Source organism: Candidatus Amarobacter glycogenicus, from assembly GCF_016704105.1.
In the GTDB taxonomy this organism is placed as follows: domain Bacteria; phylum Chloroflexota; class Dehalococcoidia; order Tepidiformales; family Tepidiformaceae; genus Amarobacter; species Amarobacter glycogenicus.
Map to the genome: position 1 here is coordinate 1 of NZ_JADJAT010000003.1, position 17,800 is coordinate 17,800.

Consider the following 17,800-nt stretch of genomic DNA (forward strand, 5'->3'; position numbering starts at 1 on the left):
CCCCGTGCGCATGGCGACCCGCACCGCCGGCGTAGTAATACTTCTTCATCGTGGCCGTGCTGCCCGTCCACTGAAGGTGTTCCCCGATGTAGACTGTCGTTGCGCTGCCGGCCGTCCCCTTGACTCCGCTTCCCGTCCCCGTCGTAGACGTAGCTCGACGTGACACTCGCCGGGCTCATGGCTGTCAGCCGGTTCTCAGCATCGTAACTCAGCGTGATGTCCTGGATGCCGTTGACGCGCTGCGGGCGTTGCCGTTGGCGTCGTACCAGCATTTCTGGTTGCCTGGCGCCGTGCCGCCGATGTGCGTCACCGTACGCTTGTGCGTTCCGCGCCTTTGCATCGTACCGATTCTGCGTCGTGCTCTCGAAGTGGGTCAGGTTGCCGATGGCGTTGTAGCCGTAGTTCTTCTGGCTGCAACCGCCGTACTTCGTGGCGCCACTGGCCTGCGCAGCCTGTTGACAGCGCATCGTAGCTGAAGCTCTGGTCCCGGTGGCTGACGGCGTTGGCGGAGGGCCGCTGTAGGCTGAGATGTCAATGACGCTCAACACGTTGCCGACGTCATCCTAGGTGTAGTTGATGTTCTGCAGGTTGGTGCAGGGGACGGTTGCCGATCTTCAGCGTCACCAGCCGGAAGTTCTCGGCGCGGTGTAGGTGTAGAGCCGTTGCACCACTCCCGTCGTGCTGCCCAGCCCAGCGTTCCGTCACCTGGCCCAACGCTGTAGAGCGTCTCGCCCACATAGTAAGCTGCCGTTGCTCCGCACTTGGCGCAGCAACCCCCTGCGGTGTAGGTGAAATTCATCTGCTCGCCAATCTGGCCTGCGCTAATGCCGCCGGGATATTTTTGCCACAGCGGCCGGTCGGCTGAGTCATACCACCAGGCCGTCACGAAGGCGTTGCCTCTACCGCTGATCACCTGGGGCCCGGTGATCACCCGGCCGCGCAGATCATAGGCCCAGGCGCTGCTGCCCGATGGATCGTTCATGCCCGTGCGTCGGCCCTCCGCCCAGGTTGCCGTTCGCCGCGTTGTCGTAGCTGAAGCCGACGGCATAAGCCCCGCTGCACGTCAGGGTGTCCAGGTTGTTGATGCCTGCATGATAGGTCTTGCCCACCAGCCGATTGTGGCCGTCGTAGTAGAAGCGAGATCGCCTGGTAGCGCGCATCGCTGTTTCACCAGGTTGCCCGCCGAATCGTAGAGATATTGCCACGCTTCCATGTCCGACCGTTCATGCTCGTCTTGCGGCCCAACAGATCGTAAGTCATCGCGGTTGACGCCTCATCCGGCCCGGTCATCTGCTCGAGCTGGTCGCTCACCGTGTAGGTGTAGACGGAGTGCGCACGCAACGTCGCGCTCGCGCCGGGCGGTTCATTGACCGTGGGCCAGGTACTGTTGCACCCGGTACAGTTGCCCCACCGCACTCGGTCCCCGAGATCCGTCTGCCGATTCAGCGCATCCAGCATCGCCGTCTGCCGGTTCTGGTAGTGCTCTTGACCATCGTCCTGTCCGGCTGGTCACCTGCATCACGCGGTCTAGCGCATCGTAGGTCGTTTGCGTCTTAGTCTTTGATTCCAGTCCGGCGTCCGATACCCACCCAGACTGCCCGTGACGGTGTAGTGTACGCTCGCTCGCAACACTCCCAACGGCTGGTACTGCGTGTTGACGAGGATGCTCTGGTTGCTGTCCGCCGCCTCGGCTCAGTCTGCACCACGCGGCTCATCCCATCGTAGAAGGTGACTCTCCAGGTAGCTCGACCGTCTCCTCCTTCTGCTCCTGTTTCACCCAGTACGGCGATGACGTTCCTAGTGGGTGTAGCTGAACCGCAGCGTCGGGTTGGTCGCATCGTACCCACTCTCTCATCCCCGCTTCCCGTCTAAATGTTCGACACGAAAGGTGGGACATTGTGCCGAGCGATTCCTGGTCCGCGCCCGATCCGTCCCATATGCCCATGCCAACTACTCAATCAGTAATTGTTCATAATCGTTGACACGAACGTATTGCTGAATGCAGGTTGATGGGCCACAGTGATCTGAAACGCTTTGGTTGGAATACACTTCAGCGGCGCCCGCAAAGTTACTGGTCACATCTTGAAGTGCATGTTGTGCGCTCAGTATCCAGGTGGAGCTGCTGGACATGTTAAATACGCATGCGAGTCAATCACACGGCCATTTTCCACAAAGATAACGCTGACCTGAGCCGAAACGCCGCCGATATTCTGGATGGAGAGAGTTGTATTCCAGTTACTCGTCTGAAAATAGAACACTTGACTGACCACTGTTGAGGCGTCGTCTATAGAGGGTCACATTGTTGATGTAATCCCAGCGGAGATCCCTCTCTCTAGAAAACTGGCAGCCGCCGTAGCTGCCAGGACAATTGTTGCTACCCTCGATTACCAATGGGCGAACCCGGCAAGCCGTTCAGATCGTACCATTGTTCCTCCATCACGCCGGTGAGTCGATAAGGGCCTTGAGTGTTGCGGTTTTGATCACGGTAGCCCATTGAACAGGTCGCCGCTGCGCCACCAAGATCTGGTATGCCCAGGTGGTTGGTTCCAGGGGTCAGTGAACCAAGTCCCCGCCAGCCGTAAGGATCGAATACGGTGCTATTTTCGCCGCTGTATCGGGTTTCGTAGTGCAGATGGGCGGCCCTGTACCCGTGTTGTTACTGAGCGCAATCTGTTGCCCACGTATGACCCGGAGTACCGTCACCAAATCCGAGAATTGGGATCGACGTGGACCGTATCTTGGTCCAATAATCACTCCCATGGCTTCAATCGACAACAGCGGAGCCGAGGATTGTGCCGATAAGTTGTACCGGGCGCAGTGGCGGCGATTGCGTGTTGTCTCATGGAAAGCCGTAATCAATGGCCGGTGCATATCGTAGTAGATAGGAACGTCCGCCAGTTGCGCCACAGTTAAGAAGCGTCTTGAAGAACCGTGTAATATCCGCAAACCCGTACGGTCCCTTGATCAGAAACAAACAAAGCAGTTATTGGAACGCAACCTCGTTCAGTGGTATAGTCGCTATCTCGTCGTCGATGGTGTTATAGAGTACATCAGGATGAGTATGGTCAAAGTAAGACGTGATAGCAAACGTCGCGCTTCGGAAAGGAGAAGGAGGTTCACTCCTCCTTGAGACTGAGCCACCTGCGGCGATTGCACAGAGATAACGATCACAGCAACGACCAACAAACAGAAAACTGCGAGGCGAGACGTGTGTTTCATTTTCGAGACCCCCTACGGTATCACGCTCAGGGTGCGAGGCATTATTGGACTGTCGAAGGTCAACCTGTTGTAAGCTACGTAGCCGTCGACGTTGATTAGCCAGCTGTTAAGTTGGTTACTCCATATTCGACATGAACACCACCGCTGAGCCATCCGGCGTCCAAATCGGCGACCAAGCCCCTTGACCATTGAGGGTCAACTGACGCCATTCTTGCGTGTCCGCGCCTACAATCCACAGGTTGCTGATTAATTTGCTCAGATCGAAGTCCGCTGACCGGTCTTCCATATTCTCCTGTCGGACAACAGCTGACCTGATGACTCTGTGCATCCCAAATGGGGAAACCGTCAAACATTTTATCAGGGCTGAGCTATTGCCGTGGGTCACCTGTTTGAGTTTCTCCACCCAGAGGGGCCAAAGCTGTTAAACTGAATGACAGTTTGATCCCAGACATAAGCGATGAGCAGTCCGTCAGGCGACCAAGTGATACCTTCTGGTCTATCACCAGGTTTGGATGAAGGGGCGAGTATCTCGCGGCGTAGGTTGCCAGCTGTGTCGATAATCTTCAGCCTGTCACCCTGAATGATCGTGCAGGTAACGGCTTTCCCCGTCTGGCGACACGGCAGCGTCGGTCACGGTTTCACCTTCGGGCGTGATCCTGCGGGCCTCGCCTGTGTCACTGTTCAGCACCTCCTAAATGGTCGCCCATCAATAGCCATTGATTGGAATCTGGAAACCAGCCGCGGAACCAACCACATTTCGCCTCTCCCACGGCTCTGCTCCGCGCAGGCGACTGCGAGCACGCCCAATACTGGAACGCTGAATACCACCAGCAGATGAACCAACGACGACAGGCGCGGCGCGAGCCGGCCGCGAGCAGAATGTCGGGAGGAGAGGGGAGAGAAAGTAGAAGATAGAAAAGAGAAAGTAGAAGATAGAAAAGAGAAAGTAGAAGATAGAAAAGAGAAAGTAGAAGACCGGCGTAACATGACCACGGACTCTCGTGCAGCAATCGAAACGGATGGGTCAGGGTCATTTTCCTGACTGCCGGCGACTTCACGCCACCCACAACGGCAACAGCTTGAACTCGTCCACGTCCACCAGGCCGAGATCGGTCAGCGAGGTGCGGGAATCACCTCCAGGGCGGAGAAGCTCATCGCCATGAAGGGGTCGTGCATGGCGCGCCAACGCGTGCGCGGCCCTCAGCAGATCGTCATAGCCGCCGCGCACCGCCTCGATGGGCTGGTCGGACATCAGGCCAGCCACGGGGAGCGGCAGCTGCGCCAAGACCTGGTCGCCTTCCGCCACGACCAGACCGCCGCGCATCGCACCCACCGCGCGCGCCGCCGTCATCATGCTGCGGTCATCCGCGCCAATCACGACCAGGTTGTGGTGATCGTGCGCGACCGTGCCAGCCAGCGCACCGCGGGTCAAGCCAAAACGCTTGATGAAGCCTTTGCCCACATGCCCGCTGTTCTGATGCCGTTCCATGACCGCCATTTTGAGCAGATCGCGCCTGGATCCGCCACGGCCAGCCCGTCACGCAGCGTGGGCGGTTCGATCAGGTGCTCGGTGATTAGTTGATCCTCGATCGCGCCAATCACGCGCACGGCGCGGCCGGCGGCCGGAATGGCAAAGTCCAGGCTGTCCCAATCCACATTCATGGAGCTGCGCACGCGTGGTTGGCGCTGCCTGGCGCTGCCCGGCCACGGCAGCAAGCGCCCCTCTTCTGCCGCCACCTGCCCGGCGCGGTAGACGCGCTTGACCCTGAAATCGGCCAGTGACTCAAAGACAATCAAGTCAGCCACACGCCCTGGCGCCACCGCGCCGCGGTCACGCAAACCAAACCATTCGCTTGGATTGAGGGTTGCCATTTGAATCGCCGTGACGGGCGGGATGCCGCCCTGCATGGCGGTGCGCACCATGTAATCAATGCCGCCCAGGTCAAGCAGATCCGCGGGCTGGCGGTCATCCGTGCAAAAGCAGATGCGCCGGCTGGTGGCAGGGGTAATGAGCGGCAGCAGCGTCTGCAGGTTGTGGGCATTGGTGGCCTCGCGGATGAAAATGACCATGCCCGGCGCAGCTTCTCCATCGCTTCATCCACCGTGGTACACTCATGATCCGAGCCGATGCCGGCGCTGGCATAGGCGTTGAGTTGGCGGCCGTGACCCCGGGGCGTGTCCATCCACCGGCCGGCCATGAAACGCAGCCAGTTTTGCCAGCACGCCTTCGTCGCCGTTGATGACGCCGGGATAGTTCATCACCTCCGGCCAGGCCGAGCACCCAGGGGTTGTGCCGCAGATCGGCAATGTCCTCCGCCTCCAGGTGCGCGCCGGTGGTCTCCATGTGCGTGGCCGGTACGCACGACGGAACGTTGACATAAACCGTCAGCGGGCCGTATTTGGCCGTCTCCAGCATATAGCGGATGCCGTCCAGCCCCAGGACGTTGGCGATCTCATGCGGGTCGGTGACGACGGTGGTGGTGCCACGCGGCACCACCGCGCGCGCAAATTGAGGCACGGTGCAGAGCGAACTTTCGATGTGCACGTGGGCGTCAACCAGGCCGGGCGCCACGAACGCGCCATCCAGGTCGTGCACCTCCCGCGCCGGGTAGCCGCCGCCAAAGCCCACCACGTTTTCGCCGGCGATCACAATGTCGGTCTCTTCGATCGCGCCGGAGAACACATTGATCAGGCGCATGGCGCAACACCAGGTCAGCCTCACATCCCGCGCCGCCGCCAATCGTTCTTGCATGTTCATGATTCAATCCTCCTATCTTGATTATATCAATTGACGCTCTCCAAATCGAAATTTGAGAATCATCTGCCCTATGTTATAATCTCTCTGCATCTGGAGTCTACTCCCCTGCATTTCTTGGGCGCCGGCCGCCACCGAGTTCAAATTTGGCCTGATTCTGGTTGGCCCGTATAACGATCATGGTTGGAGCGAGGCCCACTACCAGGCCGGTAAGTACATCGAATCGAAAATCCCCGGCGCCAAGATGGTTTACGTAGACAACGTCAATCCCGGCGCCAAGCCCGGCGTCACCGTGCCGCAGTTGGTGGATGACCTGGTGGGACAGGGCGTCAAGATCGTCTTCACCACCTCAGACGATTTCAAGGACGGCACCCTCGAAGCCGCCATCAAGCATCCGGACCTGCCGATTGTCAACGTCTCCGGTGACCATGCCTGGAAAGATGGCAAGGACTTCAAGGCGCCCAAGAACCTGAGCAATTTCATGGGTCGCATGGAGTACGGCAAGATGATCGCAGGCTGTGCGGCCGCCGCTGACTTCGCAGACCGGCAAGATCGGCTATCTCGGCCCCCTGATCAACGACGAGACGCGGCGCCTGACCGCTTCGGCGTACCTGGGCGCCCGCTACTGCTGGACTGAAGTCGCGAAGAAGGACGCCGCGGCGCTCAGCTTCAAGGTGACCTGGATCGGCTTCTGGTTCAACATCCCTGGCCAGACGCTCGACCCCACCAAGGTGGCAGACGACTTCTACAACAACGGCTACGATGTGGTCCTCTCCGGCATTGACACCACGGAGGCGCTGGTCGAGGGCGGCAAGATGGCGCAGGCCGGCAAGAAGGTCTGGACCATACCCTACGACTACGAGGACGCCTGCAAAGAAGCTGAGACGATCTGCCTGGGCGTGCCGTACTTCAACTGGGGCCCGTCCTACATCAAGGCCGTGCAGATGGTGATGGATGGTAAGTGGGCGCAGTATTGGGACTGGAACGCGCCGGACTGGACCGACATCAACAACGCGGACAGCAGTGCCGTCGGCTTCGTCAAGGGCAAGGGGCTGAGCGCGGACGCGGCAGCCAACGTGGACAAGTTCATCAAGGGCCTGGCCGATGGCTCCATCGCCCTGTTCAAGGGGCCGCTCAACTTCCAGGACGGCTCGCCCTTCCTGAAGGATGGCGAGGCAGCCACCGACCTCCAGGTGTGGTACCTGTCGCAGCTGCTCCAGGGCATGGAAGGCCCCAGCAGGTAAGTGCTTTTTTTCAACCTTGCCTGGCCTTCGCCCAGGCAAGGTTGAACTCTCAGCCCAACCCCCGCCCGCAGCGGACGAGATACTCCTCGTTCAGCCTTCCTCATGACCTCCCAGATCGGGTGCCGCTGCTGTGAAAGTTGAACTCCGCAACATCCATAAACACTTCGGGCCGGTGCGCGCCAACGACGGCATCAGCCTGCTCATCGAACCGGGCACCATCCACGGCATTCTCGGCGAAAATGGCGCGGGCAAGAGCACGCTCATGAAGGTGCTGACCGGCTTCATCTTTGCAGACAGCGGTGAGATCGTGCTCGACGGCCGCGTGGTGGCCTTGACCTCACCCGCCGAGGCGGTGCGCCTGGGCGTGGGCATGCTGCACCAGGACCCGCTCGATTTCCCGGCCCTGCGCGTGCTCGACAACCTGCTCGTGGGCAGCCCGGGCGGCATCTTGCCTGACCAGGCCCGCGCGCGCCAGGCTCTGCAAGACCTCTGCACCCAATTCGACTTCAAGATTGATCCCGACGCGCAGGTCGCCAGCCTGAGCATCGGTGAACGCCAGCAGCTCGAGATTGCACGCCTGCTCTGGCTGGGCGTGCGCGTACTCATCCTGGACGAGCCGACCACCGCCATCTCCGCGCAGCAGAGGGCCAAGCTCTTCGCCGCGCTGCGCAAGCTGGCCGCGCAGGGCAAGACGGTGATCTTCGTCTCGCATAAGCTGGAAGAAGTGGAAGACCTGTGTACACAGGTGTCGGTGATGGCGCGGGGCAAGCTGACAGGCGAGGCGACCATGCCCTGCCCCACGGAGCGGCTGGTGCAGATGATGTTTGGTCAGGTCATCACCTTCAAGAAGCGCGAGGCGCTGCCGCTGGGCGATCCAATCGTGACGCTGGATCGCGTGACGGTCAGCGACTGGCGCCTGGAAGTCAACGACCTGTCGCTCGAACTGCTGGCCGGGCAGGTGATCGGCCTGGCCAGGCTGGAGGGCAGCGGCCAGCGGCTGCTCCTGCAAGCCCTGGGCGGCCTGCTGCGCCCCACCGCCGGGCACATCCGCATCGGCAGCCAGGACATGACCAACCGTGCGTATCGGGTCTATTTGCAAGCGGGGTCGCCTACGTGCCGGCCAATCGCCTGGCCGAGGGACTGGTGGCCGGCTTGACCGTGACCGAGCATGTGGCCCTGGCCGAACGAAAGCAGCCATTCCTGGTCAACTGGGTGCAGGCCGGCCAGACGGCCGCCGCGCGCATCAAGCAGTTCAACATCAAGGGGGTGCCGGCCAGCACGGTCGAGGCGCTGTCGGGCGGCAATCAGCAGCGCACGCTGCTTGGCCTGCTGCCGCCCAATCTGCGCCTGCTGCTGATGGAGCAGCCCACGCGCGGCCTGGACATGGAATCCATCGAATACATCTGGGGGCTGCTGCAGGAGCGCACGCGCGCGGGCATGGCGATCGTCTTCGCCTCGGCCGACCTGGATGAACTGCTGGACCGCAGCGATCATCTCCTGGTGTTTTTTGGCGGGCGCGTGGTGGGACCGCTCGATTCCCGCCTGACCACGGTGGAGCAGTTGGGGGAACTGATAGGAGGGAAGGGCTTTGCGTGACACACTTTCGCGGCCGGGCACCAGCCTGGCAGAATGGGCTTTACGCGTCGGTGGCATGCTGGCGGCCCTGGCGCTCTCTGCCCTGATCCTGCTCGCCATCGGCGCGTCGCCGCTCGATGCCTTTGGCTTGATCATCAACGGGGCGTTTGGCTCCTCCGCGCGCCTGGCCTATGTCCTGACTGCGTGGGCGCCGGTGCTCTTGTGCGCGGCCGGCCTCTTAGTCACCTTCGCCGCGGGCCTGTGGAACATCGGCATCGAAGGCCAGGTGGTGCTGGGAGCGATCTTCGCCACTGGCGTCCTGCGTTGGTTGCAGCCCAGCCTGCCGCCTGCCCTGACGCTGATCGCGGCCGCGCTGGAGCGGCGCTGGGCGGCGCGCTGTGGGGGGTGTTGACGGGCCTGCTCAAGCGCTACGGCAATGTCAACGAGATCTTTGGCGGCCTGGGGTTGAACTTCATCGCCGGCAGCCTCACCGTCTACCTCGTGCTCGGTCCCTGGAAGCGCCCGGGCATCGGCTCCACCAGCGGCACCGAACCATTTCCGCCATCGTTGTGGTTGCCGGCCTTTCCCGGTTTCCAGGTCAGCCCGGTGGAAATTCTCCTGGCCCTGGCGGCAATTGCGGTGGTCGGCGTTGCGCTGCGCGGCACCTACTTCGGCCTGCGGCTCAAGGCCATCGGCAAGAACGTGCGCGCCGCCTACACCCTGGGCGTCTCCACCGACCGCCACATGCTGTTGGCCTTTGCCATCTGCGGCGCGCTCGCTGGCCTGGCCGGCTGGGTGTTGATCGTCGGTACCAGCGCCCGGCACAACCTCTTCCCGCTGATTTCCGGCGGCTATGGCTTTCTGGCGATCCTGGTCGTACTGCTGGCCAACCTCAGCGCGGCGTGGAGCGTGCCCATCTCGGTCTTTTTTGCCGCCATCGCCATGGGCAGCCTGCAGCTCGCCTTGCAGCGCCAGCTCGACTCCTCCCTCGGCGGGGTCATCCAGGGCCTGCTTGTGCTCTCAGTGCTCATCACGCAGGGCCTGCAAGCGCGGCTCTTCAAGCGTAAATCGTAGAACCAGCCTTGACGGGGACAACGACCATGGACATCGTCATTCTTTTGGCCTCGGTGTTAGCCGCGGCGCGCCGATCATCTTCGCTGTGTTGGGCGAGACCATCACCGAAAAGGCGGGCGTCATCAACCTGTCGCTCGATGGCTCGATCCTGCTGTCGGCCATGACCGCGTTCATCGTCGCGACGACCAGCGGCAGCCTGCTGCTCGGCATGGTCGCGGCCCTGCTCGTCGGCGCTGGTGGCCGGGGTGATTGCCGTCATCAGCCTGACCCTGCATCAGCCCCAGGTTGCCACCGGCTTCATTCTGACCCTGCTCACGCGTGACCTGGCCTATGTGCTGGGCAACGCATACACGCGCGTGCCCGGCCCACAGGTGCAGCACCTGCCCATCCCCGGCCTGGTCAGCCTGCCGGTCGTCGGCCGCATCTTCTTCGATCAGGACCCGATGGTCTATCTGAGTCTGCTGGCGATCTTCCTGGTTTGGTTCTACATGAACAAGACGCAGCCCGGCCTGAAGCTGCAAGGGCTGGGTGAACGGCCCGCGGCCGCGTTTGCGCGTGGCGTCAATGTGACCCGCATGCGCTACGTCTACACCCTGGCGGGCGGCGCGTTGGTGGGGTTGGGTGGCGCCGCGTTCTCCCTGCTGGTCAAGCCAGGCTGGGCGCGGCCCTACGGCATCGAAGGCACGGGCTGGATTGCGCTGGCGATCGTCATCTTTGGCGGCTGGCGGCCCCTGCGCGCGGCCGTGGGTGCGTACGCCTTCGTCACCCTGCAGACCCTGGCCAACACCCTGCAGAGCGCCATGCCCAACGTGCCCACGCAGCTCTTCCCCACACTGCCCTTCCCGCTGATGATCCTGACCCTGGTGCTGGTCACACTGGGCAACGCCGAGTGGCTGCAGCGCAGCCTCGGTCGCTTGCCGGACGGCCTGCGCCGCATCCTCGTGCGCAGCCTGCGCGCCCTGCAGACCTCACCCCCAGCCGCGCTGGGGACGGTGTTCGAGCAGGAGTGAGGCAGAAGTACAAAGTACAAAGTACAAAGGCCAAAAGGGAAGGGGGGGGGGGGGAAGGGAAAAGGGGGGAGGGAGGGGGGAGGGGGGAAGAGGGAGGAGGGGGGCGGGGGGGGGGGCGGCGCCAGGGGGGGGGCCGGGCGGGGGGGGGGGCGGGGGGCCCCGCCCCGGCCCCGGGCCCCCCCCCGGCCCCCGGCCCCGCGCCCCCCCGCTGCCCCCCCCCGCCCCCCCACGCCTCCCCCCGCCCCCCCCCCCCCCCCCCCCCCCCCCGCCCCGCCCCCCGGGCCCCGGGGGGTGGGGGGGTCGCTCCGCGTCTCCGGTCTCCGATCTCTAATCTCCGCGCAGCAACCGCCGACTGGCGGCGCTGTGTCGCGCCACCAGGTCGGCCGCGTCCAGACCCACGATCTGGCCCTCTTGGACGCGCACACGGCCGTTGATGACGCTGATGTCCACCAGCTGCGGCGCGCAGAAGAGGACGGCGGCCAGGGGATCGTGCAGGGCGCCGCTGTAGGCCAGGCGATTCAGGTTCAGGCCGATGAAGTCCGCGGCCATGCCGGGCGCGAGCGCACCGATGTCGTCACGACCGAGGACGGCCGCGCCGCCCAGGGTGGCGAGTTCGAGCGCCTCCTGCGCGGTCAGCGCGGCCGGATTGCCCAGCACGCGCTGCAGGAGCATGGCCTGCCGTGCCTCGCCCAGGAGATGGGCGCCGTCGTTGCTGGCGCTGCCATCCACGCCCAGGCCCACGGACGCGCCGCGATCGAGCAGGCGGCGAATGGGCGCAATGCCGCTCCCCAGGCGCATGTTGCTGCTGGGACAGTGTGCGGCGCCGGTGCCGGTGCGAACAAACAGGTCAATCTCAGCCTCGCTCAGGTGGACGCAGTGCGCATGCCAGACATCGCGCCCGGTCCAGCCCAGGTCTTCGGCATAGGCAACGGGTCGCCGGCCAAAGCGTGCCAGGCAGAACTCCTCTTCATCCTTCGTCTCGGCCAGATGCGTGTGCAGCCTGACGCCGTAGCTGCGCGCCAGCGCGGCGCTCTCGCGCATCAGATCAGGCGTGACGGAGAAGGGTGAGCAGGGCGCGACGACGATGCGCACCATGCCGAAGCGCTCACGCTGGTGAAAGGTCTCGATGGCGCGGCGACAGTCGGCCAGGATAGCGTCCTCATCTTCAACCACAGAATCGGGCGGCAGACCGCCCTGGCTTTCGCCCAGCGACATGGAGCCGCGGCTGGCGTGGAAGCGGATGCCCAGCTCCCTGCGGCCTCGATTTCGTCGTCAATGCGGCTGCCGTGCGGCCACAGGTAATGATGGTCGCTGCTGGTGGTGCAGCCGCTGAGCATCAACTCGGCCAGGCCCAGCTTGGCGCCCAGGTAGACCGCGTCCGGCGTCAGCCGCGCCCAGATGGGATAGAGGGTCTTCAGCCAGGCGAAGAGAACGCTGTCCTGCGCCAGGGCGCGGGTGAGTGATTGATAGAGGTGATGGTGGGTGTTGACGAGGCCCGGCAGCACGATCATGCCGCGGGCGTTGATGACGGTGTCGGCGCTGGCGGGCAGGCTGGCCGTCGGCCCCACCTGCTCGATGGCCTGATCGCGCACAAAAAGCGCACCATCTTTGATCTGACGCCGCTGCGCGTCCATCGTGACCAGCAGGTCAGCGTGCTGCAAAAGAAGTGTTGACATCGTTGTCTCCTGGTAATCAGGCATGATTGCGCAAGCCACAGGCTTACGGCACGTGATTAAAACTCCAGTTTGCGATAGCGCATGGCTACGCTTTCGGCCAGGCCGATGCTCAGCATGAAAATGAGCAGCGAGCTGCCTCCGTAGCTGATGAAGGGCAGCGGTTTGCCGGTCACAGGCAGCAGGTTCAGGTTCATGCCGATATTGACCGCGGCCTGGAAGAAGATGATGGAGGTCATGCCGATGACCAGCAGGCGGCCAAAACTATCGCGGGCCAGGTCAGCGATGCGCAGCAGGCGCAGGAGCAGCAGAATGAATAGGACGAGTACGATGACCGCGCCCACAAAGCCCAGTTCTTCGGCGATGACAGAAAAGATGAAGTCGGTGTGGCGCACGCGCAAGAAGTGCAGTTGACTCTGACTGCCGTGGAAAAGCCCCTGCCCCAGGATGCCGCCGTTGCCGATGCTGATGAGGGCCTGGTTGACGTTGTAGAAGTCGTCCGGGTTGCCCGCCGGGTTGAGAAAGAGCAGAATGCGGTTGCGCATGTAGTCCTGCATGGACAACCAGGCCAGCGGCGCCACGGCCGCGGCGGCCACGCCGGTCAGCGCCGCGTAGATGAGCGGCAGCCCGGCGATGAGCAGCATGACGCCGCCCGCAAAGGCGATGGAGAGCGTCGTACCCAGGTCCGGCTGCAGGTAAATGAGTACCAGCGGCAGCGCCAGCAGGAGCACCGCGCCGAGGTAGGTGCTGATGCGCCTGATCGCCTGTTCACGGTCGGCCAGGAAGCGTGCCAGAATGATCACCACCAGGATCTTGGCCAGCTCGGACGGCTGCACCGCGAGGCCAATTTCCACCCAGCGCTGTGCGCCGCCCTGCGTCATGCCGACGATCTCTACCAACGCCAGCAGGCCAACCAAAATCAGATAGGTCAGCGTGGGCGCGGTGGCGACGAGCGTGTAATCCACGCTGGCCGCGACGAAGAGGATGACCAGCCCGACCAGGCAGAAGGTGATTTGCCGGCGAACCATGTCCTCTAATCCCGGTGTGTTGATCGTGGCGCTGCGCACCATGACCACGCCGATCACCAGCATGACCAGCGTGATGCCGAGCAGCGTCCAGTCGAAGTTACGCCAGACGCGCGCCATCAGGTGGTTTGCCTGTGGACCGGACTGGCCGGCCTGGATCGGCGGCGCGGTCCTGGCTGCCTGGCGCGGTTGGCGCGGCAGGATCATCGGGCGGCGGCAGCGGCAGCGGCGCCAGTGGAATATCGGCCACCAGGCGCTGATCGTAACGCGACTGACTCAGTGTGACCTCGACCCCGGCCGGATCAATGGCGACGTATTTGGAGATGACGGCGATCAACTCATCCTTCAGGGTCTGCATGAGCGCTGGCGACAATGACAGCCGGTCATGCACCAGGACGAGTTTGAGGCGCTCTTTGGCCACCTCACGGCTCGGAGGTTCGGGGCTGAAGAATCTGCGCAGTTGTTCGATGACGTTCATGGCGTTTCTCCTAACATCTACTGCCCACTTCCCCCAAAGAAACGTGCCAGCCGACCGAACAGCCCGGTTTGATCGCGCGCATCGGCATGAGCGGTACGTCTTCTCCCAAGACGCGCCGCGCAATGTGGCGATAGGCCATCCCGGCCGGGGAATCACCGTTCAGGGCTGCTGGCTGTCCCCGATTGGTGGTCACGACGATCTGGGGGTCTTCAGGAATGATGCCGAGCAGGTTGATGGACAGAATCTCGATCACATCGTCGGCGCTCAACATGTCTCCGCGCTTCACCAACGTTGGATTCAGGCGGTTGAGAAGCAGGTCGCCAGGGCCTTTCTGTGCGGCTTCGATCAGGCCGATGATGATCGGCGTCACGGACCGCTGAAACCTCTGGCGTGGTGACGATGATGACGCGGTCGGCCGGCGCAATCGCGTTGCGGTAGCCCTGTTCGATGCCGGCAGGCGAATCAACCAGGATGAAATCGAACTCCGCGCGCATCTCGTCGGTCAGGGCGATCATCTGTTTCTCGGAGACTGCGTTCTTGTCACGCGTCTGTGCGGCCGGTAACAGATACAGTTCGGTCAGGCGTTTGTCGCGAATCAGGGCCTGGCGCAGGCGCGCGCGGCCCTCCACCACATCCACCAGGTCGTAGACGATCAGGCGGTTCTCCAGTCCGAGGACGACGTCCAGATTGCAGACCGATGTCGGCGTCAATGACAGCGACACGCATGCCTTGCAGTACGGAGTGCCACGCCCAATTGGCCGTGGTGGTTTGTCTTGCCGACGCCTCCCTTGCCGGAGGGTAATGGTTATGACGGTTGCTCCATGCTATTTCTTTCACCAACTCTTCACTTGATCCCAGGGTTCCACAATCGCGCCATCGCTTCCGGCGTGTACGGCTTCGGGGGCCGGCCGGCTCGGCCCGCAACGCAGGTAAACGCCAGCGCTGGCCGATGGGGTCAGGCGCGCGGCCAATCGTATCGCCGATGCGCAGTTGCGGGGCTGTAACTCACCACGCGCAGACCACGGCCGCTCAGTTACCCGCAGCGCCGGCACGAACGGTTCCCGCAGGCGGCCCCAAATCACCACATCACCGCCGGCCACCACCTGCGCGCCAACGTTGACGTCGCCCATCACAATCCACCGCGCCCGGATGTTCGATGCCTCTGCCCGCCGCGCAAATTGCCATGCACGAGCGGCGCCGGAAATCCTCGCCGCTTGGCGCACCGGCTCGACGCCAGGCGGCGGGACCGCCGCCAGCGCCGGTTACCGTTGCCGTTATGACGCAACGGGTAAGCGAAGATCGGCAGCCAGGCCGAGATTGGCAACCAGTTGTCGTGTGGGCGGATCTCGCTCAACAATGCCCATAAACTCACCTGTTGGGCTTCCGGCGGGCGACCGATATCTGCAATGTCAGGCTCGTTCAACGCGCGGGCGCCAATCTCACCGCCACGCCCGCCGCCGACAAAGACCCCATCGCCTGCAGGCGCTCAGCAAGCTGGGCCAACACTGCGACCAGGTCTCCGGTGGGCAGAGTGATGGCCAGCCCGCTGCTGAACCTGAGTCTGGGCCAGCTGTTCGCTGCTACTGGTTGCCATGTGCTGACCATGAACGATCCCAGCGCCGCTCAATCTCGCGCAACCGCTGGTAGGGTTTGCCGGGCGGCATCGGCACCTTGAAAGAAGTATTGCAAAATCTCCGAAACCACCGGCACCGCCACGGCGGACCCTTCGCCGCCATTGTAAATTAAAGGCAACGACCGCAGTTTGCGGGTTATCGAAGGGGCAAAGGCCAAGACCAGGCGTACGTCGGCAGGGAAACCTTCGGCATCATAGCCGATCTCCGGGTCACAAAACTCGGCCGTCCCGGTCTTGCCAAGCCACTGCAACCGCAACGCCATTGCGCCTGGTCGCGGTGCCATTGCCCAGTTGACACAAACAGCTGCCCGCACGCACCACGGCCACGTGTTCCCGGTTTGACCGGCAGCGTGCGGATCGTTTCCGGCTGCATCTCCCGGCGACCGCGCCCTCGGCGCCGTTATACTCTCACCACTAACTAGGGCGGTAGGAGGCGCCGCCATTAGCCCTGGCTCGTTGCGTTCGCCACTTGCAGCGGGGTTGCCAAAACGAAGCGCTGGCCGATGGACATATTGTAAGGTGTCGCCAGTTGACCCAACCTTCCATAGGTGAGGCGTTTCCACTGATAGCTCGGGAATCAGGCCGGATGCTCGCCCGGCAGGTCAATGTCGGTCACCTCACGTAGCCAAAGGCGCGTAGTCGACCTGCGGTCGCGTTGAGACCCTGGAAATCACGCAAGCCGCCGACCTGTCCACGCGAAAAAGACGTCTCAGGAGCGGCCGGCGCTGACCACCATTGGTTGCGCCATGGCTCTCCACTCCCTTACGGCAACAGTAAAATGGTTGCGCCTTGCTGAAGTCGTCAGATTAGAATTTATTGAGCAACCACAGAATACCGTTGTATCCCGCAAGCGGAGTGCGCGATGTTGACGCGCCCTCTTACGGCGCGCCGGCCATCAGCACCGTCTTGAACGTCGAGCCAGGCGGGTAGATGCCACGATGGCATGGTTCAGGAGGGCAGTGTTTGGCATCTTTACTGAGCGTCGCGTATCGTGGTTGTAATGCCATCGGCAAACAGGTTGTTATCGTACGTCGGCAGGCTGACCGTACCGAGCACGGCGCCATTCACCAAGGGTTGATGGCTGACCGCGCCGGATGACGAATGGGCTGCTTCCAGGCCGCGGCGCAACGCCCGTACCTCGCGCTGCTGCAAGTCCATGTCAATGATTAACTGAGTTGTGGCCCGGCACCGCCGGCGCAGGCTTGCCGATCGTGGAAATCTCGCGCCCAGCGACAAAATCCACCTCGATCTCACGCAGGCTGGCCTGGCCCATCTCGGTCTCGAACGCTCGATACCCCGCATAGCCAACCCAGTCGTTGCTTGCATAGCCCCTGTCACGTGCGCCTCGGCTTGCTCGGCCGGAATTGTTGCTCCCTTAGCCGATCAGATCGGCTGTCAGCGCGCCGGTCAGGCCATTGGGATTCGGCGCTGGCCCAATACTGACCACGCCAGGCGAGGTGTGCCGCCTTCGCTGGTCGCAAAGGCAGTCTCAACGGACAGGTTCACCACCAGCGTGACCGGTGCAAAGGCGCTGCCCAGGCGCGCATTTTCAACGGCCTGTATCACCTGGGCGATCCCCGTCCCGCCGCGCGGCAGGAGTTGCCACCTTCCGTGCGGACACCGGCAGACTAACAACGATGCGGGTGCGGGTGCGGAATGCAACCTCTGTTGCGGTCGCGTTGGGCGTCGCTGTGGCACGGCCCCGCACCGACGCCCGCGTCGGTGGCACGGTGGCCTCCGGCATCACCGTGGCCGTCGGCGTGATGACGGCCTGAATCGGCATGGTCAACAAGATCCGACGCGCTGGGATTCAAGCGGTCAGTGCGTCTTCATCGTCAGGCAAATCTGCCCGGCGCCACAGCCACGGCAAACGTCGGGCGGTTGCGTGCCAGGAATTGCGCCCCTGGCTGTCATATGAATTGACGCTACCGCAAACCGGCTCCGACACCTCACGAAAGCGATTTTGATCGGCCCGTGCGCGTGGCATAAGCGCCCTGGTTGATCTGCAAGCGCCACAGTTGGCCCAATAGCACGATGAAGCCAGGGAGGATGACGATGCGATAAAGAAAGTGTGCGGTGTTCGCTGCTTGTATTTGGTTCACGTTGATGATTGC

At 62.9% G+C, this 17,800-nt stretch carries 17 protein-coding genes and 4 pseudogenes; 8 read left to right on the plus strand and 13 right to left on the minus strand.

Annotated features, from left to right (window positions below; translation table 11 throughout):
* The 6 genes and pseudogenes from IPG14_RS07185 to IPG14_RS07210 all read right to left on the minus strand — a co-directional run.
* A pseudogene (locus IPG14_RS07185) lies at positions 1 to 467 on the minus strand (hypothetical protein); the annotation flags it as partial.
* A gap of 477 nt (positions 468 to 944) precedes the next feature.
* Entirely contained in the window at positions 945 to 1,160 is a 216-nt protein-coding gene (locus tag IPG14_RS07190; RefSeq protein WP_343391346.1) for a hypothetical protein, read from the minus strand.
* Positions 1,161 to 1,167: 7 nt separating this feature from the next.
* Complete coding sequence (locus tag IPG14_RS07195; RefSeq protein WP_343391347.1) at positions 1,168 to 1,341, minus strand: hypothetical protein; 174 nt, start codon at positions 1,339 to 1,341, stop codon at positions 1,168 to 1,170.
* Positions 1,342 to 4,273: 2,932 nt separating this feature from the next.
* Positions 4,274 to 4,708 (minus strand): adenine deaminase C-terminal domain-containing protein, encoded by a 435-nt coding sequence (locus IPG14_RS07200; RefSeq protein WP_343391348.1) that lies wholly within the window; start codon positions 4,706 to 4,708, stop codon positions 4,274 to 4,276.
* On the minus strand, positions 4,648 to 5,289 hold the full coding sequence (locus tag IPG14_RS07205) for an amidohydrolase family protein (RefSeq protein ID WP_343391349.1): 642 nt from the start codon (positions 5,287 to 5,289) through the stop codon (positions 4,648 to 4,650). Before IPG14_RS07205 ends, IPG14_RS07200 begins: the two co-directional genes overlap by 61 nt.
* Positions 5,186 to 5,977 (minus strand): amidohydrolase family protein, encoded by a 792-nt coding sequence (locus tag IPG14_RS07210; RefSeq protein WP_343391350.1) that lies wholly within the window; start codon positions 5,975 to 5,977, stop codon positions 5,186 to 5,188. The genes IPG14_RS07205 and IPG14_RS07210 overlap by 104 nt, the downstream gene beginning before the upstream one ends.
* Before the next feature lie 241 nt (positions 5,978 to 6,218).
* Here IPG14_RS07210 and IPG14_RS07215 point away from each other — a divergent pair, with 241 nt between their 5' ends.
* The 6 genes from IPG14_RS07215 to IPG14_RS07240 all read left to right on the plus strand — a co-directional run bounded on the left by IPG14_RS07215 (position 6,219) and on the right by IPG14_RS07240 (position 9,867).
* On the plus strand, positions 6,219 to 6,611 hold the full coding sequence (locus tag IPG14_RS07215) for a hypothetical protein (protein ID WP_343391351.1): 393 nt from the start codon (positions 6,219 to 6,221) through the stop codon (positions 6,609 to 6,611).
* On the plus strand, positions 6,493 to 7,218 hold the full coding sequence (locus IPG14_RS07220) for a hypothetical protein (RefSeq protein ID WP_343391352.1): 726 nt from the start codon (positions 6,493 to 6,495) through the stop codon (positions 7,216 to 7,218). Before IPG14_RS07215 ends, IPG14_RS07220 begins: the two co-directional genes overlap by 119 nt.
* Before the next feature lie 130 nt (positions 7,219 to 7,348).
* Positions 7,349 to 8,374, plus strand: coding sequence for an ATP-binding cassette domain-containing protein (locus IPG14_RS07225; RefSeq protein WP_343391353.1), 1,026 nt, complete (start codon positions 7,349 to 7,351; stop codon positions 8,372 to 8,374).
* On the plus strand, positions 8,371 to 8,814 hold the full coding sequence (locus IPG14_RS07230) for a hypothetical protein (protein WP_343391354.1): 444 nt from the start codon (positions 8,371 to 8,373) through the stop codon (positions 8,812 to 8,814). The genes IPG14_RS07225 and IPG14_RS07230 overlap by 4 nt, the downstream gene beginning before the upstream one ends.
* Entirely contained in the window at positions 8,807 to 9,205 is a 399-nt protein-coding gene (locus IPG14_RS07235; RefSeq protein WP_343391355.1) for a hypothetical protein, read from the plus strand. The genes IPG14_RS07230 and IPG14_RS07235 overlap by 8 nt, the downstream gene beginning before the upstream one ends.
* Positions 9,202 to 9,867 (plus strand): hypothetical protein, encoded by a 666-nt coding sequence (locus tag IPG14_RS07240; RefSeq protein WP_343391356.1) that lies wholly within the window; start codon positions 9,202 to 9,204, stop codon positions 9,865 to 9,867. The genes IPG14_RS07235 and IPG14_RS07240 overlap by 4 nt, the downstream gene beginning before the upstream one ends.
* Here IPG14_RS07240 and IPG14_RS07245 read toward each other — a convergent pair.
* Complete coding sequence (locus IPG14_RS07245; RefSeq protein WP_343391357.1) at positions 9,851 to 10,126, minus strand: hypothetical protein; 276 nt, start codon at positions 10,124 to 10,126, stop codon at positions 9,851 to 9,853. The genes IPG14_RS07240 and IPG14_RS07245 overlap by 17 nt on opposite strands.
* Here IPG14_RS07245 and IPG14_RS07250 point away from each other — a divergent pair.
* The gene (locus tag IPG14_RS07250) at positions 10,113 to 10,877 is read left to right on the plus strand and encodes an ABC transporter permease (protein ID WP_343391358.1); all 765 of its coding nucleotides are present in this window, start codon (positions 10,113 to 10,115) and stop codon (positions 10,875 to 10,877) included. The genes IPG14_RS07245 and IPG14_RS07250 overlap by 14 nt on opposite strands.
* Positions 10,878 to 11,204: 327 nt before the next feature.
* Here the strand turns inward: IPG14_RS07250 and IPG14_RS07255 are convergent.
* The 6 genes and pseudogenes from IPG14_RS07255 to IPG14_RS07280 all read right to left on the minus strand — a co-directional run bounded on the left by IPG14_RS07255 (position 11,205) and on the right by IPG14_RS07280 (position 16,844).
* Positions 11,205 to 12,553: pseudogene (locus IPG14_RS07255) on the minus strand (8-oxoguanine deaminase).
* 56 nt (positions 12,554 to 12,609) lie between these two features.
* The gene (gene rodA, locus IPG14_RS07260) at positions 12,610 to 13,695 is read right to left on the minus strand and encodes a rod shape-determining protein RodA (protein ID WP_343391359.1); all 1,086 of its coding nucleotides are present in this window, start codon (positions 13,693 to 13,695) and stop codon (positions 12,610 to 12,612) included.
* A gap of 112 nt (positions 13,696 to 13,807) precedes the next feature.
* A pseudogene (minE, locus tag IPG14_RS07265) lies at positions 13,808 to 14,053 on the minus strand (cell division topological specificity factor MinE); the annotation flags it as partial.
* Positions 14,054 to 14,070: 17 nt separating this feature from the next.
* Positions 14,071 to 14,855: pseudogene (minD, locus tag IPG14_RS07270) on the minus strand (septum site-determining protein MinD); the annotation flags it as partial.
* Positions 14,856 to 15,676: 821 nt separating this feature from the next.
* Complete coding sequence (locus IPG14_RS07275) at positions 15,677 to 15,949, minus strand: hypothetical protein (protein WP_343391360.1); 273 nt, start codon at positions 15,947 to 15,949, stop codon at positions 15,677 to 15,679.
* A 709-nt stretch (positions 15,950 to 16,658) separates the two neighbouring features.
* Positions 16,659 to 16,844 carry a hypothetical protein gene (locus IPG14_RS07280; RefSeq protein WP_343391361.1) on the minus strand — a complete coding sequence of 62 codons (186 nt, stop codon included), beginning with the start codon at positions 16,842 to 16,844 and terminating at the stop codon, positions 16,659 to 16,661.
* Positions 16,845 to 17,335: 491 nt separating this feature from the next.
* Here IPG14_RS07280 and IPG14_RS07285 point away from each other — a divergent pair, with 491 nt between their 5' ends.
* The gene (locus tag IPG14_RS07285) at positions 17,336 to 17,461 is read left to right on the plus strand and encodes a hypothetical protein (RefSeq protein ID WP_343391362.1); all 126 of its coding nucleotides are present in this window, start codon (positions 17,336 to 17,338) and stop codon (positions 17,459 to 17,461) included.
* Positions 17,462 to 17,800: the final 339 nt, after the last annotated feature.